This is a genomic window from Legionella micdadei (assembly GCF_000953635.1).
Classification (GTDB): Bacteria; Pseudomonadota; Gammaproteobacteria; order Legionellales; family Legionellaceae; genus Tatlockia; species Tatlockia micdadei.
Map to the genome: position 1 here is coordinate 2,024,536 of NZ_LN614830.1, position 15,743 is coordinate 2,040,278.

The window sequence follows — 15,743 nt, forward strand, 5'->3', positions numbered from 1 at the left end:
TGCGGGTACAGTAGACAAACCGTAATCCATCGCACAATAATCACTGATGTTTTGGTAAAAATTAAGATTGACGTACTTCTACTTTCCGCAAATCAATTAATGATAGCCCTCGAATCTCATTTTCTTTTACTGTGAATTGCTTTGACGTATTCAACCCTCTAGTAGTAATAACAAGTTCGTAACGGCCAGGCGATAAGCCCGTTGCATAAAATTGGCCGCCAAGGGTTACCGTCAATGGCACTACAGGTCTGTACCAAGGTTCTTTTGCAATTTCCGAAGTAACCCAGCGCAAGACTATGTTAGAGCCTTCAACACCTGCCCAAGGTAAAACCCGGCCTACAACACCTGTTTTTTTACTACCACCTTGCTTGATAAGAATAACTGGCGGGATACCCTGTAAAGGTATTTTCTTATTTATCGACACTGTCACCGTTTTATAGCCAGGTAGAGCAAAGGAAATTGTTTTGTCATTGGGATGGGAAATAAAAAACCCTCAGCTGACAGTTTGACTTCACTACGCACCATTTCAAGTGGTTCTGGTCCTTGTATCATCACGTGTCCATAAACAATTGGGTGCTGGTTATTTTTATCTAATTCATGTTTGACTTGTTCAATTTCCAGTGCATTCTGAAAATGATTGTTTTGTTTAAGCCAATCAAGCCATTTATTAAAATTTTGCCTTATTTCTGCTGAAGGTAATAAAAATTTAAAATCGGCCCAAGAAACGTTATTCTCATGAAGTGAGTAGACTCGATATAACTCTTCTTCGGTGAAAGGTTCTTGCAGAGCATAGCGATGACGCAAAGTTTGTGCTAGTTGTGTGGCCTCAACAAGTTGTGAAGTGAGCAGTTTACGCTTATAGGGGTCTAATAATTTTTCTTTTCCTGGGTAGGATGCTGGTAGCATTCCTACATAAATTAATTGCCATGCTAATGCTTTAATTGGCTCGGGTTTTAGGGTAGTACCGAACAGATAGTCACGACTTAACACCCAAGCATGATATTGTTGATATTCTTTCCGCAGAAGCTGCGCATCTTCAATAGAGAGCGCAGCCTGATTAGGGAAGGCCAATACGACGAGTACAAAGCTTAAAAAACAACGAATTATTTTTCGTTGCATTCCTAGCACCACCGTAAATTCTTATGATATAGAGACACTGGGTGGATTGCTGTGGTAGGTCGCTTGATAAACTTTTAAAGCATCCTCAGCAGCTTTCTTTAAGCCCAGTATGTTATTAGCGCTATAAAGGATAGCTAAAGCTTCTTTTGTACTTGGTGCTTGTGGATAATTCTCAATCAAATAACTTGCACGCTCTGCGGCTGCAACATACATCTTACGCTCATAATAATATTTAGACGTATTAAGTTCACGATTTGCGAACATGTTACGTAAATAAATCATACGTTGCAGCGCGTTGGCTTTATAACGGCTGTCTGGGAATTTTTGGATGAGAGTCGCGAAATCTGAATACGCCTGAGATTGAGAGCCAGGATCCCGCCAAGATTCATCAATAGGAAGACTGCTAGCCAGCGTACCTCGGGTTTGTTGGAAATTCGCCAGCCCCTTCATGTAATAGGCATAATCAACGTTCTTAGCCCGCGGATAAAGATGAATAAACCGCTCTGCAGTAGCGGCAGCAGAGGGATAGTCCCCTTTTTTATAATACGCATAAATCAAATCCATTTGCGCTTTTTCAGCATGATCACTAAAAGGATACATCGATTCTAATGCTTCAAAGCGTTTAGCAGCACTATCATACTGCCCTTTTGCTAAAGCTTGCTCCGCCTCAGTATATAGCTGTTTTGCGCTCATTCCCTGGTACGGCGTATTATCATCATCGCTTTTATTCCACCAACTGCATGCAGTAAGAGATAGCATAAGCCCCATTAGGGCTAGCTTTTGAATTCGTTTCATTTAAACACCCATTGCAAAGCAACTCGTTGTAAATGCCGCTCATTATACCCATCCATAAGAATTTTGCGAATAAAAGCTAACTTAAAATAATGCATAAAAATTATTTGCAAACGATCTCACCTTGAGATAGTATTCAGCTCTGTCGGAGAGGTGGCTGAGCGGTTGAAAGCGGCGGTCTTGAAAACCGTTGAAGGGCGACCTTCCCAGGGTTCGAATCCCTGCCTCTCCGCCAAGTCTTCCTCACCCATCCTAATTACTAAATAAGTTAAAAATGCCATCCTTACCAAGGAATGAATTCTTATCCCTACACTGAATAGATCAACCCTTATCAGGATAAGACCATATTTGGTACATCTTGTTAACAAACAGGAAAAACTACACATAGAAAGTAAGATGCTTTTGACAGGTTTTCTCGCGACCAAACTGAAAGATGACTGTATGTGCCAAATCCAACATCAGGTTCCGGGTTATTAGCCTAGAGTTAGGAGAATAAAGATTTATTCCTTAATAAATAACAATAAGGGCGTTGATTAAAACGGTGAAATTCTAGCATCAGAGGGACATTATGTCCCTCTGATCCCTTCAAATTATCTAGGAAAGCTCATTTGTCTTAAACACGTTATCAATCGCCATTAAATTTTCCAGCAATGGCTTCATTTGAGATAGGGGCCAGCTGTTAGGCCCATCACTGAGTGCTTTCTCAGGTTGGGGATGCGTTTCCATAAAGATACCGGCGATACCAACTGCTACTGCTGCCCTTGCTAAAGCCGGGACAAATTCCCGTTGTCCACCAGAAACGCCATTATTACCGCCAGGTAATTGGACTGAATGCGTTGCATCATAAATAACAGGGCATTCCGTCTCCCGCATGATTTGGAGGGAACGCATATCAGAGACTAAATTGTTGTAGCCAAAACTGACCCCGCGTTCACAAACCATGATTTGCTCATTACCACAAGCCTTTGCTTTAGCAACTACGTGTTTCATTTCCCAAGGAGCCAAAAACTGGCCCTTTTTGATATTGACAGGTTTATTCATCGCAGCGACTTTTTGGATAAAATTAGTTTGACGGCATAAAAAAGCTGGAGTTTGCAGCACATCTACCACTGAGGCTACTTCCAATAATGGCGTGTCTTCATGCACATCTGTCAACACCGGAACCCCAACTTGCGTCTTAACTTTCTCTAAAATAGAAAGACCTTTTTCGAAGCCTGGGCCTCGATAGCTGTTTATTGATGAACGATTTGCCTTATCGAATGAAGATTTATAGATAAAGGGCAATTTGAGCTGCGAACAAATTTCTTTCAAGTACCCTGCTGTTTCAATTGCCAATTCCTCACTTTCAATAACACAAGGCCCTGCAATTAAAAATAACGGGGATTCAATACCAACCTCAAAACCACATAATTTCATTCTTGATCCTTTTTATGGTGATATTCACGCGCAGCTAAAATAAATTGTGAAAATAACGGATGTCCATCGCGTGGGGTGGAAGTAAACTCGGGATGAAACTGGCAAGCAACAAACCAGGGATGTTCTCTAAGTTCAATCATTTCAACGAGATTGTTATCTGCTGAGCGAGCGGAAACAATTAAACCATGCTGGATTAATGTTTCTAAAAGTTGATTGTTTACCTCGTAACGATGACGATGACGTTCAATTATCTCTGTGTTGTCATAAATTTTAAATGCTAGCGAATTAGTGTTTATCCGACATAACTGGCTTCCCAGTCGCATAGTACCGCCAAGGTCAGTACTTTCATCTCGGAAACTCACGCTGCCATCCGCGTCCAGCCATTCACTAATTAATGCAATAACAGGATAAGGGGTCTTTTTATCAAATTCAGTTGAATTAGCCCCTGATAATCCAGCTACATTGCGAGCAAACTCAATCACTGCAGTTTGTAACCCTAAACAAATGCCCAAAAAAGGAATTTTATTTTCGCGTGCGTATTGTATTGCCCTTATTTTGCCTTCAATCCCGCGTTCGCCAAACCCACCGGGTACGAGTAGGGCATCAACAGCAGCTAATGTTAATGGCTCAACACCCTGTCTTTCGATTAATTCGGCATCGATATAAACAATTTCAACTTTAGTTTGTGTATGAATCCCTGCGTGAGTTAAAGCCTCATTAATGGATTTATAAGCATCATTTAATTCTGTGTATTTGCCTACCATACCCACTCTAACTGACATCGTTTGTTTGGACTGGGCATCGAGAACACGTTGCCATTCACTTAAATCAGCGGGCTTGACGTCTAAGCCTAATTTTTTTACCACGATCTCATCTAAACCTTGCCCATGCAGGATCATTGGAATTTGATAAATACTCTTGGCATCTTCTAAAGAAATGACCCCTTCTTTCTCCACATTTGTAAATAAAGCGATTTTTTCTCTATCAGATAGCGACAATGGTTTTTCTGAACGGCAGATTAAAATATCAGGTTGAATACCAATTGAGCGTAATTCTTTCACTGAATGTTGGGTAGGTTTTGTTTTAGTTTCACCTGAAGTCGCAATATAAGGGACCAAAGTCAAGTGGATAAAGAGACAGCGGTGTGAGCCAAGTTCGATTCGCATTTGTCGAATCGCCTCAAGGAAAGGCAAAGATTCAATATCACCTACCGTTCCGCCTATCTCAATCATCGCAATATCGTAATTATCCGCACCCTCCTTGATTGAACGTTTAATTTCGTTCGTGATATGCGGAATCACTTGAACTGTACCACCCAAATAATCCCCGCGACGCTCTTTCTTGATAACCGTCTCATAAATTTTACCTGAGGTGAAATTATTGCGTTTAGTCATGGTGGTTCGGACAAAACGCTCATAATGGCCAAGGTCAAGATCAGTCTCGGCTCCGTCATGGGTCACAAACACTTCGCCATGTTGAAATGGACTCATTGTACCTGGATCAACATTGATGTAAGGATCAAGTTTGATAAGGGTGACGCGCAATCCTCGTGCTTCCAAGATTGCAGCCAGTGAGGCAGCAGCAATGCCTTTACCTAGCGAAGAGACTACTCCGCCAGTGATAAAAATATAATTCGTCATAGATGATCCCGTTTGAAATGCCAAAACCGCAGTGAGCGGTAAAATAGCTATGCATGTAAACGGGATTTAATTTTAACAAAGTTGGAGAAGAAATAACACTTAATTTCTATCGAAATACGATTCTATAGATTTCGGGGATTTCTTGAGTAGGCTAGGTCGCGAATATCCATTTAGATCTTATACAAATTATATGCAGCCAAACGCTCCAACCTACTCCGGATGACAAATTTTACTCAATACCCAATAAATGACCAAGTTTTTGCTGCTTAGTCCTTAAATATTCGCGATTCTGAGAGGTAGGACAGATAGCCAAAGGCAAGCGTTCACAGACTTTTAAACCGTATTTCTCTAAGGATTCCACTTTCTTAGGATTGTTAGTCAGTAGTCTCAACGATTCTACCCCTAAGTATTTTAATATTTGAAACGCGACACTGTAATCACGATTATCTGCCGGAAAGCCTAACTGTAAATTAGCATCAACGGTGTCATATCCTTTTTCTTGTAAAGCGTAGGCTTTCAATTTATTGGCAAGTCCTATTCCCCGTCCTTCTTGGCGTAAATAAACGAGGACACCACCCTCCTTGCCAATTTGCGCTAAAGCTTGTTTTAGTTGTTTACCACAATCACATTTGCATGAACCAAAAACGTCACCGGTAATGCACTCAGAGTGAATACGCACCAAAGGAATCTGATTTTTATATAGCGGCGCTTTAACTAAGGCAAAATGTTCAGCTGAATCAAGTTTATTGTGAAAGACAGTCATCGAAAAATCACCGTGCTCATGTAAGGGAATCTGGGTGGTAGCAGCTTCTTCCACTAAAATTTCATTACAAATGCGGTATTCTATGAGGTCTCTGATTGAAACCATTGGCAAATTATGTTTTTGCGAGAATGAAGCCAGTTCATTGCGCCGACTCATGGTGCCATCTTCATTAATAATTTCACAAATAACTGCCGCTGGCTTAAGACCCGCAAGACGTGCTAAGTCTACACTTCCTTCGGTTTGTCCTGGCCGCTCTAACACACCTCTTTCCCTTGCTCGTAAAGGGAAAACATGTCCCGGTGAAATAATTTCATTAGGCCCAGTGTCTGAAGAAATAGCTACAGCAATAGTGTGGGCACGATCTTGAGCCGAAATACCTGTTGATACACCACTTGCAGCCTCTATAGAAACAGTAAAAGCGGTACCATAAGGTGAACGGTTATTACTTGCCATCATGGGCAAACCTAGTCTATCGATGTATTCACCAGTCATAGGTAAACAAATCAAACCTCGGCCATACCGAGACATAAAATTAATTGCTTCGGGTGTGGCATACTCAGCTGCAATTACTAAATCCCCTTCGTTCTCACGTGTCTCATCATCCACCAAAATAATCATACGACCAGCTTTTAATGCTGCAATCGCTTGCTCAATCGTTGCAAAGGGTACTGTCATGCAAATTCAACCTCATTCTTCATAAGTGATCGGCCTCTACTGAGCTCTAACAAATATTAACGTAGGGACCTATTCTATTATCATTGTTCAATTGCCCCGATATCTTGAGCTGATGGGCTACGATCCGGGTCAAATAATCAAACTCTACATTTAAACGTTGGCCAACCGCGACTTGGCCTAAAGTGGTCTGCGCCAAGGTGTGCGGGACTAGCATTAGTTTAATGTTACCGTCAGTTACAGCATTAATTGTCAAACTCACCCCATCAAGCGTTATGCTGCCTTTAGGCAAAAGGTACATACTAGCACATGCTGCAAAATCCCCAATAACAACTTCTTGGAATTCCCCTATGGTTGTCGCTGACTTAAGGCTTGCGGTGGTATCAACATGCCCGCTTACATAATGGCCACCAAAGCGGGTATTTGCCTGCATCGCACGTTCTAAATTGACTTTATCGCCCTTTTTTAGGTGACCTAGTGTTGTTAGATTTACTGTTTCTGGGGATACATCAAACATGAGACTACCATTATGCTCTGGGAGTAAAGTTAAGCACACGCCATTTACAGCAATACTTTCCCCTGTTTTTAAATCCTGAAAAGGTGATTCAATTTCCAAGCGATTCGCATTCTTCATTGAAATATTTGCTAATACCGCCCCTTGCTGCTCTATTATTCCGGTAAACATCACTTCTCCTACCAATCAAAGCATGCTATCACATTATTGGCCCTTATTTCCCATGTCACTTTGGGTTCGCATTTGAAAATCTCCTCTCCGTTGTATGCAGGTACTGCCTCATTGCCCAAAAGTTGAGGGACGATATAGAGGTAGGTTCTCTGAACTAAATTTTCACGATGCATTGCAGAAAAAAACTGACCACCTGCCTCTAACCAAACATCATGAAACCCAAGATGCCCCAGATATTTAGCGATTGCAGTTAGATCAAGTAAACCACTTTTGGTAGGCACCGCATGATACGAGCAGTTTGGATAAGGATTCACTACTTTATTCATTTCATCATGAAAGATATGGCAATGTTTTGCTGTACTAAGAACCTTAGCGTCTTTACGGGTAGATAAGCATCGATCAACAATTGCCACAATCTTGCCCTGCTCGTAATCGCCAATGCGCACATTCAGTAAAGGATCATCCAAATTTACGGTACGGGCAGTAGTTAAGATAACATCTGCATGCAACCGATTCCGGTGGGTAAATTCAGCACATTCTGGATTCGATAAATAACAACGCTGACCATTAACTCCTGCAATCTTGCCATCTAATGATTGTGCTAATTTTGCAGTAACCCAAGGCATTTTGGTTGAAGTCCAATGCCGATAACTTTGGTAAAACGAATCAATCTCTGCCAATGGGTAATGGAGGACTTTAATTCCCTTTGCCTGCAAAAGTTCTGGAGTATTGTTTGCAGCAACAAGGGGATTTGGGTCACTATAGCCATAAATCACTTGAGCAATGTCGTGGTTAATGATTGCGGTCACACATGGTGGGGTTTTGCCCCAATGATTACAGGGTTCTAATGTAACGTATAAAGTAACATCACTCATATCCCTTGGGACTTGCTCAAGCACGAGTTGCTCGGCATGAGCTGTTCCAGCACCTCGGTGCCAAGCTCGCGCAATGATTTCGCCCTTGTGAACTGCAACAGCGCCAACACTTGGATTTGGTGCACAACTACCCCGTCCGAGCCAGGCCTGATCAAGAGCAGCCAGCATAAAGTATTTGTGCATAGTTAAATCACTGATGAAAAATTCCAATATGATAACAAATTATTCAATTTATGAGTAGCCTGTGCTTGGACTCAAACTCTCGCTTGAAATTGATGATTTTACTCAATAACCTGGTGTAAATAAAATAATTTTTTGTTAAGCTGTAATTTTTTGCAATAAAAAATATGTTTGAAAAAAACACGAGCGATCTCCACTGCCATTTAAATGGCAGCTTCAGCCTTCCTTTCTTATATAAGGTAGCTGGGAAAAATGGACGCCTTGATGAATACACCAGACTCGTCGAACTAAGAGAAAGTTATCTTATTAAGACAAAAGAACAGCCAGCAGACGGCTTTGCAGAAGAAGATGTTAAACTAGTCTGGGAGCAATTCGCCTTAATTCACAAAATTATTCAGACATTGGACGACATCCATTTAGGAACTATAGATGTCATACGTAATTCATTAGCAAAATACTTAGAAATTCGTACCACACCCAAAGGCATTGATAAAAAATCGAGGGAAGAATATATCACAGCCTTTGAACAAGGTTTAATTGATGCAAGCCTTGATTCTTCTATTGAGAAGAAAGCTTTTGGCCTATTAAGCTTAGATAGAACATACCATTCACTTGAAGTTGCCAAAGAATTTATGGCACGAGTCACCAACAGCCGGGAAGGTGTTCTTAAAGGTATCGATATCTGTGGTAATCCATTATCCTCTAGAACACTCAGAGGCGACGATCTTAAGCAACTTATTGATGAGGCACTCAATAGAAACATCGGCTTAACGATTCATATGGGTGAAGCGGATACTGAGATTGAGCGCCAAGACACAGATACCATTTTGACCGCTCTGGAAAAATGGGTTGAAGAAAATGCTTCTCAAAAAGAAAAACCCTTACATGGAAAGGTTCGGTTAGGGCATTGTATTTTTCTAACCGAATCACAAAAAGTAAGAATTCGTAAACTCAACATTCCTATTGAAGTTTGTCCTACCTGTCATTCCAAGCTTAATTGGCATCTGGAAAACTCACCGCACCCTGTTACCGATATCTATTCAGATTTAAGTGAAGCGATCACTTTTGCAACTGACGATGAGATTATTTTTGGTGCTTCAATAAAGGATGAGTTAAGAAAGGGACTTCGATTTTTCACTAACAGACTGAATTTAACCTTAAAAGAAATCAAAGCAAATCAGGCTCAATTTCGCTTCTAGTCAGTTGGTATATATGCTGTCTTGATTATGATATACTTGCTGGGTTTGACAAAGATCATGATTAATTGAGTAAGCATATGAGCCTATTGCACCGTTTTAGACGACAAAGGTTTCTTAAAGTCAGCTTGGGGTTCTTACTCGCTGTTTTGCAATTTTTTCCTCTCAATGCATTTTCTTTATCTCCTTATTCAACCCATGAACTTGAAGAATTAGAAAAAGAATTTGTTCAACTCATAAACCAATCAGACAGTGTGGAGCGCAATCCGCTCGCAACTCAATACATTAATCATTTAGGTCGAAAATTAGCGCGTTTTGCACACATTCAAACACCCTATTTTTTCATTGTTAAATCGAACGAAATCAATGCATTTGCCGGCCCTGGGGGCTATATCGGGATTAATACTCGGCTTATCCTTGCGACAGAAAACGAAAGTGAACTCGCTGCAGTAATGGCTCATGAAATCGCCCACGTTCGCCTTCACCACCTTTACAATATGATTGAACATCAAAAGCAGATGCGAATCCCAATGATAGCCTCTATGCTCGCCTCCATTGCTTTAGGTGCAATCAATCCTACTTTGGGCTCTGGAGCGCTGATGGCTTCAATGAGCGGATTCGCACAAGACAGTATTAATTTTACACGCGCGAATGAAAAAGAGGCTGATCGAATTGGTATCGACATGCTCATTAAATCAGATTTAGACCCTAAAGCTATGGCTAGTTTTTTTAAAAAAATGCAGGAAAATTCGCGTTACTATTATACAGCCAATATACCTGCCATTTTGCGAACCCACCCGCTTGACGAGGAGCGTATTGCCGAAGCAGAGAATCGCAGCGACAGACTCGCTAAAAAACAATATCCTGACAATCTAAATTATCGGTTATTTAAAGAAATAATCCGGGTTTCCGTCACCAATGATACTAAACAATTACTCGATTATTATCGAGCACAATGCCCCGCAAAAAATCACCTTGCCTGTGAATACGGTTATGCCTTGACACTCCTTAACATCAATCAATTTCAGCAAGCTCAAACACATATAAATGCTCTGCTCGCTCAAGACCACGATAACCTTTTTTTTCAAATTGCGATGGCTCATGCAGAAACGGGAGCTAAACAATTTGCTCCAGCAATTACACGATTAAGTGCTTTACAAAGCAATTATCCGGAAAATTATGCTGCAATGATGGCTTATGGACAAGGACTGCTGGCCGCAGGACAAGCAGAACGCGCTGCGAGTGTTTTGCTTAAAGGCTCTAGGCAATTCAAAAAAGATTTACCCCTTTGCGAAGAATTAGCACACGCTCAAGCTGCGGCTAACCGCAAAAGTTATGCTTATTTTACTGAAGCCCAATGCCAGCTGCTTCAAGGTCGACACCGCGATGCGATTCGTCAATTAAAACAAGCTAAAACACTTGCTAAAAATGATGCCTATTTGCAGGCAAGAATTACGGCTACGATAGAGGATATCAAATTTTTATTAGAAAAATGAGCGAAAGCAGAAACTTAATTCAAAGTCTAAATATAGACTTTATTTAATTATTAGTCTATATTTATACTCATATCCCAGAGCAGGAGAATAAATATGATCCGGCCTAAACAAACGACAGAAATCACCAGTAATCAAGTGCATACCGCCTTTAAAGCTGTCCTTAATATTTTGCATAAATGGCATTGCACAACTGAAGAGATGCAAATATTACTTGGCCTAAAACGCTCTACCCTGTTCAAATATAAAAGCATGCCTGAAAAAGCGTCTATCAGCCAAGATTTAACTGAGAGACTATCTTATCTACTAAACATTCATGCAGCGTTAAGAATTCTTTTCTCAAATCCAGATTCCATCTATGGCTGGGTTAGAAAGCCTAATCGTGCGCCTTTTTTTAATGGCAAATCCGCAATGGATATCATGCTGCAAGGACGTGTCGTCGACCTTTGGGCAGTTGCTAGCCGCCTTAATGCGGAACGGGGTGGAAAATCATAATGGGCTTTTCCGACAAATTAAATAAGCTTTTTTTCACTAATCAACGATGCTATCGCCTAATCCCCTCTAAATTTCCACCTATTCATCTATTTGAAGATGTGGCTGATGAAGAGGATTTTGCAGCTTTGTATGCTGTGCAGGCATTGACTAACCCAAGGATTCAAGATGAGATTGGTGATATTTCGTTAGTACCAGAAGGCGAACGACTTTATGCAGCACCTGGATCAGGCTACGTTATGGCCGCCTTTACCCATATCAACCCTGATGGTAGTCGTTTTTCGAATGGAGATTATGGGGTTTACTATGCTTCCGAATCCCTGGATACTGCTATTGCTGAAACTGTTTATCATCGGGAACGATTCTTAAGTTATACCCAAGAGCCCGCGCAAGAAATTGATATGCGAACACTGATCGCCGAATTCAGTGCTGATTTGTATGACTTGCTAAGTTTGAATAAATCCGAACACCCACTTTACTCTTTAAACGACTACTCAATCAGCCAAGCTTTAGGCGCAGAGATAAAAAAACGAAGTGAAGATGGGTTAGTCTATCACTCAGTTCGTGCTGTGGGACCAGATAATAAGAATTTTGCTCTTTTCAAACCTAAAACTATCCATCACTGCATTCAGGGCACTCACTATAGTTATGTATGGACAGGCGAGAAAATCAGCGCTGTCTATAAAAAAACCCTTACGGTGAGTCTTGCTTAACGATTGCTCATTGAATACCAAACCATCCACCCGTATCACCGCCAGCCCAGCATTCAATGTTTTTACAAGATGCTATTTTATCGGAGCATAAACGCTTAAATTTATCTGCTGCGCTAATATCCTTATCTTTATACCCTTTCGGCTGACAAACGCGAGCCTGATAAGAACCGCTCACACGGATTTGTCCCATGACATTTATTGTTGGTGAGACCGCATAAATTCCAGGTTGATGCGAATAGCAAGCAATATAGCACCCAGGAGAATCTGTATAACTATTGTCAGTAGGTAACATTACTTTTGTGGCTCCAGGATAGGGATGATTAATCACGCCCGAATTCTGGATTACGTAGACGGGAAAAGGCGAGGGTAACAAGGTTTTATTCGCATTTTGCTCAAGAGAAATGGGTTCGCCATTCACAAACTCTACGCCTTCAGGAGAGCTCGGAGCTGCGGAATAACTATAATAAGAAGCTCCTAATGCAAGAAATAAAATGCTTAATCGGCAAGAAATTGGCATCTTCATATCCTTTTCTTGATTACTTTGCCTTAACTAAGTATAGGCAAAGAAAAAAAATGGTCGTAGAATACTTGGCTTTAGTAATGAATTACACTATGCCTCAACCCGATGAACTCATTATTCAACACACATTAAATTGGATTCGCTCATTTGTCATTAAGTTGAATATTTGTCCATTTGCCAAGCGGGAAATCAACAGGGGAACTTTAAGAATCCAAGTCAGCAGTGCGCAAAAGATCCAAGCGGGTCTTAAAGTATTAATGACAGAAATTCAATTACTAGACAGTGAACCCTCAGTTGAAACGACCCTTTTAGTTTTCCCTTCCTCGTTTGAGGATTTTTTTCATTATTTAGATTTTGTCAATGAGGCTGAGGCACTTCTGTTTGAAAATGGATATGAAGGAATCTATCAATTAGCCACCTTTCATCCTGAATACTGTTTTGCAGATGCTGAATTCGACGATGTGACTAACTTTACCAACCGCTCTCCCTACCCTATGTTCCACTTGTTGCGCGAAGAAAGTGTCGAAAAAGCGATTGCTTTATATGGAAACACAGAAAAAATTCCCGAGGCCAATATGGCTGCAATGCGTAAACTGGGGATAGAAGAGATTACGAGAATACTAATCGATTGCATTCCTGTTGCTTAATTGCTGCAATAGATAACGTTCTATCCAGTTTTATTTCTAATTTTAATATTTTAATCGTTAGAAGGCTTGAATTGGCATCTGCATAGGATTTAATGCATCTACCGCATCTTCTATGCGATTGACTTTTTTTCCGGAATCAGTTTGCCATATGGAACAACCTCTTCTTTTTGGATCGCTGAAGTAATCGATTGCCGCATATGCCAAATAAAAAACAACTAGTCCTGCAATTAATCCCAATATATTATAAGCAACAATTTTATCTTTATTTCGATGTGTAGCAAGAGTATGAGAATACGCTTTAATTACCTCATCAGCTTTTCCTTGGAATAAGATATAAGACTCATATGTGGGGTGCTTTTTATAATCTACAAGAGCGCCTGAAATTGCCTCATGGATTGTTCTTGCTGCAACTTCAGCCTGTTCATATTTTTTTATCTCTTCTTGCATGCTCAGTATAGATTCATTCTGCTCTAATGCTTTCGTTCTTCCTTGTTTTCGTTCAAACTCAACCTTACCAGTAAGCTCTTTTATTTTAGCTTGTTTTATCTCTTTGAATTCTTCTGCTTTATTCAAAAGTTCTTCTAAAGCATTATCTAATTCAGCGATTCTTCTCAGAAACTCTTTTTCCCTCTCGGTGGGGATAGTGAATGACTGGGTTGTAAAAGTGGTTGGAGGGAGATCACTCCGGCCATTTGAACTTTCAGGCCTAGTTCTTCTTAAATTAGATGATGGGTCAAATGCTTCAACCGAGGCAAGCCGCTTGATTTCCTCTTCTCCTAACTCAGAATCTCTTCCAACAGTGCCAACCCCGGTTTCTTGTTTATCTCGACGAGCCACTGTTGATTGGCTAAGACCTTGCATGGTGTCAATTGTCTTCGTCATTGCTGCCTGATGATTTTCTTTTTCTCCAGAAGCTTCTTTTGAGCTACTCGATTGCGTGCCATCCAATCTTTCCATACCATGATGGGAAGAGGCGGAATGGGAGCTTGTTCTATTCGCTTCTCTGCTTTGCTTGAGCTCCCGCCAATTAGGGACTTGCCTATTGAGCAGTTCCATAAGAATTTGATCATGAGTTGGCTTAACATAATCCCTATCAGCTAGCATTCTCCAAGCAGTAACTACATGTGTGCCACATTCATAGTCATTGCCAACAGGTTGTTGTCCGCTTGTAAGGTAAACCACAGCTCCGAAATCTTGTTCTCGATGCATTTTTGCAAGAAAGTCAATGCAATTCATATAAATAGATCTTTGGCGCTCTGTTAAATTAAGTCCATCGTTAGAAAAAATGCTCCCATCAGCAAAAGGTTGTGAATCGTGAATAGACCATTCCCCTTTAGTCCTTAATAAATAAATCCAATGCCCCTCATGAACAATAGGTAGAAATACATCCTTCTCAACTTGATCAATTAGCGCTTGAATGGGTTCTGCATCGATCGGTGCGAGTTCTGTAAGAGGAAAAGGTTTCGATTTGAGAATGTCTGGAGAATTAAATTTCTCGTCGCTGAGGAGATCATCCATGTCCTGAAACGTTAACAGCGTTCGGCTACGAATTTGTCCTGTTCTTATGAATTGATGTCCAACGCTTAAATCAGCAATTCTATGTTCACGATGCATTTCAGCATCTGATTGTTCCCTAAACGCTAAGTAACGCCGTTTCCATTCTTGCCTCTTTTCTACTTCTAATGCAAATTGTTTATCACCTAGGAATTCTCTATCTAAGGGAACGGAGATCAGTTCAACAAACAAATTCATTAGGTATTCAGCCTGCGCATAGCGTAGGGTAACAATATCATACAGATGGATTTCCTCTCTAAGGCAAAAGAGTAAAACCGTCTCTTTTAAATAAAACCAAGCAGAGGGGTCTCTTACGTAGGTACCTAATTTATGATAATTTCCTTGTAAGAGAGTTGCTTCGGCACAAATTTTTTCAAATTTACTTTTCCACTGCAATCGCTGCTCTAATTCGATTGCATGTTGTCCATCAGCAATAATTTCTGAACCTGAAGGTTGTGGGAGGAGCGCTATAAATTCGGAAGCCAGCTCTTTGGCAATTACATGGGGTAGATCTTTAAGTCTGTAGAGTTCAATCTCTTCATTAACGCAAAACTCAATAACTTCCTGCTTTAATTGATTCCAAGCTACTTTGCTGTCCATGTACACAGCTAATGAATCGTATTCCCATTCTAATTGCGTTTTTTTAACTACATTTAAAGTCATGATAGTTGCTCTCAAAAGGCGCACTAAATCGTTAATGAATAATGCTTTATTCTTTGCGATTAATTCACGTGGTCGCTAACTGGAATTCAACGCATAATAACAATTTATTGAGTATTTGTAAAAGTTACTTGCAAAATGTAAAATAATTTTTATCAAATTTTAACAATTTTGCTAATTTAACCTAAATATTTCAAACTCTTCCTCGATTATTAGGCTTGACATATTTTTATAATGCTCATATGATGTTCCGAATGACAATGATTTTTACTCGTTGTGAGAAACAAAACATGTCTACTCGCTTAGATTCTTTTACAATCCTGCAC

The 15,743-nt window shown here is 40.4% G+C and carries 15 protein-coding genes and 1 tRNA gene; 6 read left to right on the plus strand and 10 right to left on the minus strand.

What is annotated here, in order from left to right:
* Positions 1-61: 61 nt before the first annotated feature.
* The 3 genes from LMI_RS09065 to LMI_RS09075 are packed head-to-tail and all read right to left on the minus strand — an operon-like array spanning position 62 to position 1,914.
* Positions 62-424: a hypothetical protein gene (locus LMI_RS09065; RefSeq protein ID WP_162182787.1), complete on the minus strand. Its 363-nt coding sequence runs from the start codon at positions 422-424 to the stop codon at positions 62-64.
* Between the two features lie 2 nt (positions 425-426).
* The gene (locus tag LMI_RS09070) at positions 427-1,119 is read right to left on the minus strand and encodes a hypothetical protein (protein ID WP_045099518.1); all 693 of its coding nucleotides are present in this window, start codon (positions 1,117-1,119) and stop codon (positions 427-429) included.
* A gap of 21 nt (positions 1,120-1,140) precedes the next feature.
* Complete coding sequence (locus tag LMI_RS09075; RefSeq protein WP_045099519.1) at positions 1,141-1,914, minus strand: outer membrane protein assembly factor BamD; 774 nt, start codon at positions 1,912-1,914, stop codon at positions 1,141-1,143.
* A gap of 144 nt (positions 1,915-2,058) precedes the next feature.
* Here LMI_RS09075 and LMI_RS09080 point away from each other — a divergent pair.
* A tRNA-Ser gene (locus LMI_RS09080) sits at positions 2,059-2,146 on the plus strand.
* A gap of 359 nt (positions 2,147-2,505) precedes the next feature.
* Here LMI_RS09080 and kdsA read toward each other — a convergent pair.
* The 5 genes from kdsA to ribD form a co-directional block, all read right to left on the minus strand.
* Positions 2,506-3,327 (minus strand): 3-deoxy-8-phosphooctulonate synthase, encoded by an 822-nt coding sequence (gene kdsA, locus LMI_RS09085; RefSeq protein WP_045099520.1) that lies wholly within the window; start codon positions 3,325-3,327, stop codon positions 2,506-2,508.
* Positions 3,324-4,967 (minus strand): CTP synthase, encoded by a 1,644-nt coding sequence (gene pyrG / locus LMI_RS09090; protein ID WP_045099521.1) that lies wholly within the window; start codon positions 4,965-4,967, stop codon positions 3,324-3,326. The genes kdsA and pyrG overlap by 4 nt, the downstream gene beginning before the upstream one ends.
* A gap of 229 nt (positions 4,968-5,196) precedes the next feature.
* Complete coding sequence (locus LMI_RS09095) at positions 5,197-6,405, minus strand: bifunctional 3,4-dihydroxy-2-butanone-4-phosphate synthase/GTP cyclohydrolase II (protein WP_045099522.1); 1,209 nt, start codon at positions 6,403-6,405, stop codon at positions 5,197-5,199.
* Positions 6,406-6,451: 46 nt separating this feature from the next.
* Positions 6,452-7,087, minus strand: a complete 636-nt coding sequence (locus LMI_RS09100; RefSeq protein WP_045099523.1) for a riboflavin synthase — start codon at positions 7,085-7,087, stop codon at positions 6,452-6,454.
* Between the two features lie 8 nt (positions 7,088-7,095).
* Positions 7,096-8,145 carry a bifunctional diaminohydroxyphosphoribosylaminopyrimidine deaminase/5-amino-6-(5-phosphoribosylamino)uracil reductase RibD gene (ribD, locus tag LMI_RS09105; protein ID WP_045099524.1) on the minus strand — a complete coding sequence of 350 codons (1,050 nt, stop codon included), beginning with the start codon at positions 8,143-8,145 and terminating at the stop codon, positions 7,096-7,098.
* 164 nt (positions 8,146-8,309) lie between these two features.
* Between ribD and LMI_RS09110 the strand changes: the two genes are divergently transcribed.
* From LMI_RS09110 to LMI_RS09125, 4 genes are all read left to right on the plus strand, one after another.
* A complete protein-coding gene (locus LMI_RS09110; protein ID WP_045099525.1) occupies positions 8,310-9,341 on the plus strand; it encodes an amidohydrolase family protein in 1,032 nt (343 codons plus the stop codon).
* A 77-nt stretch (positions 9,342-9,418) separates the two neighbouring features.
* A complete protein-coding gene (locus LMI_RS09115) occupies positions 9,419-10,834 on the plus strand; it encodes a M48 family metalloprotease (RefSeq protein ID WP_052679507.1) in 1,416 nt (471 codons plus the stop codon).
* Between the two features lie 93 nt (positions 10,835-10,927).
* The gene (locus LMI_RS09120; RefSeq protein ID WP_052679508.1) at positions 10,928-11,326 is read left to right on the plus strand and encodes an MbcA/ParS/Xre antitoxin family protein; all 399 of its coding nucleotides are present in this window, start codon (positions 10,928-10,930) and stop codon (positions 11,324-11,326) included.
* The gene (locus tag LMI_RS09125; protein ID WP_045099526.1) at positions 11,326-12,036 is read left to right on the plus strand and encodes an RES family NAD+ phosphorylase; all 711 of its coding nucleotides are present in this window, start codon (positions 11,326-11,328) and stop codon (positions 12,034-12,036) included. The genes LMI_RS09120 and LMI_RS09125 overlap by 1 nt, the downstream gene beginning before the upstream one ends.
* 7 nt (positions 12,037-12,043) lie before the next feature.
* On the opposite strand, the gene LMI_RS09130 is transcribed toward LMI_RS09125, so the two are convergent.
* Positions 12,044-12,553: a hypothetical protein gene (locus tag LMI_RS09130; RefSeq protein WP_102010551.1), complete on the minus strand. Its 510-nt coding sequence runs from the start codon at positions 12,551-12,553 to the stop codon at positions 12,044-12,046.
* Between the two features lie 56 nt (positions 12,554-12,609).
* Here LMI_RS09130 and LMI_RS09135 point away from each other — a divergent pair, with 56 nt between their 5' ends.
* Positions 12,610-13,203, plus strand: a complete 594-nt coding sequence (locus LMI_RS09135; RefSeq protein WP_231852125.1) for a DUF1415 domain-containing protein — start codon at positions 12,610-12,612, stop codon at positions 13,201-13,203.
* 57 nt (positions 13,204-13,260) lie between these two features.
* Here LMI_RS09135 and LMI_RS09140 read toward each other — a convergent pair whose 3' ends face one another.
* On the minus strand, positions 13,261-15,420 hold the full coding sequence (locus tag LMI_RS09140) for a coiled-coil domain-containing protein (RefSeq protein ID WP_045099527.1): 2,160 nt from the start codon (positions 15,418-15,420) through the stop codon (positions 13,261-13,263).
* Positions 15,421-15,743: the final 323 nt, after the last annotated feature.

Coding starts and splice junctions, on each gene's coding strand:
- LMI_RS09070 (WP_045099518.1), bottom strand. CDS start 1,119: ATGCAACGAAAAATAATTCGTTGTTTTTTAAGCTTTGTACTCGTCGTA.
- LMI_RS09075 (WP_045099519.1), bottom strand. CDS start 1,914: ATGAAACGAATTCAAAAGCTAGCCCTAATGGGGCTTATGCTATCTCTT.
- kdsA (WP_045099520.1), bottom strand. CDS start 3,327: ATGAAATTATGTGGTTTTGAGGTTGGTATTGAATCCCCGTTATTTTTA.
- pyrG (WP_045099521.1), bottom strand. CDS start 4,967: ATGACGAATTATATTTTTATCACTGGCGGAGTAGTCTCTTCGCTAGGT.
- LMI_RS09095 (WP_045099522.1), bottom strand. CDS start 6,405: ATGACAGTACCCTTTGCAACGATTGAGCAAGCGATTGCAGCATTAAAA.
- LMI_RS09100 (WP_045099523.1), bottom strand. CDS start 7,087: ATGTTTACCGGAATAATAGAGCAGCAAGGGGCGGTATTAGCAAATATT.
- ribD (WP_045099524.1), bottom strand. CDS start 8,145: ATGCACAAATACTTTATGCTGGCTGCTCTTGATCAGGCCTGGCTCGGA.
- LMI_RS09110 (WP_045099525.1), top strand. CDS start 8,310: ATGTTTGAAAAAAACACGAGCGATCTCCACTGCCATTTAAATGGCAGC.
- LMI_RS09115 (WP_052679507.1), top strand. CDS start 9,419: ATGAGCCTATTGCACCGTTTTAGACGACAAAGGTTTCTTAAAGTCAGC.
- LMI_RS09120 (WP_052679508.1), top strand. CDS start 10,928: ATGATCCGGCCTAAACAAACGACAGAAATCACCAGTAATCAAGTGCAT.
- LMI_RS09125 (WP_045099526.1), top strand. CDS start 11,326: ATGGGCTTTTCCGACAAATTAAATAAGCTTTTTTTCACTAATCAACGA.
- LMI_RS09130 (WP_102010551.1), bottom strand. CDS start 12,553: ATGCCAATTTCTTGCCGATTAAGCATTTTATTTCTTGCATTAGGAGCT.
- LMI_RS09135 (WP_231852125.1), top strand. CDS start 12,610: ATGGTCGTAGAATACTTGGCTTTAGTAATGAATTACACTATGCCTCAA.
- LMI_RS09140 (WP_045099527.1), bottom strand. CDS start 15,420: ATGACTTTAAATGTAGTTAAAAAAACGCAATTAGAATGGGAATACGAT.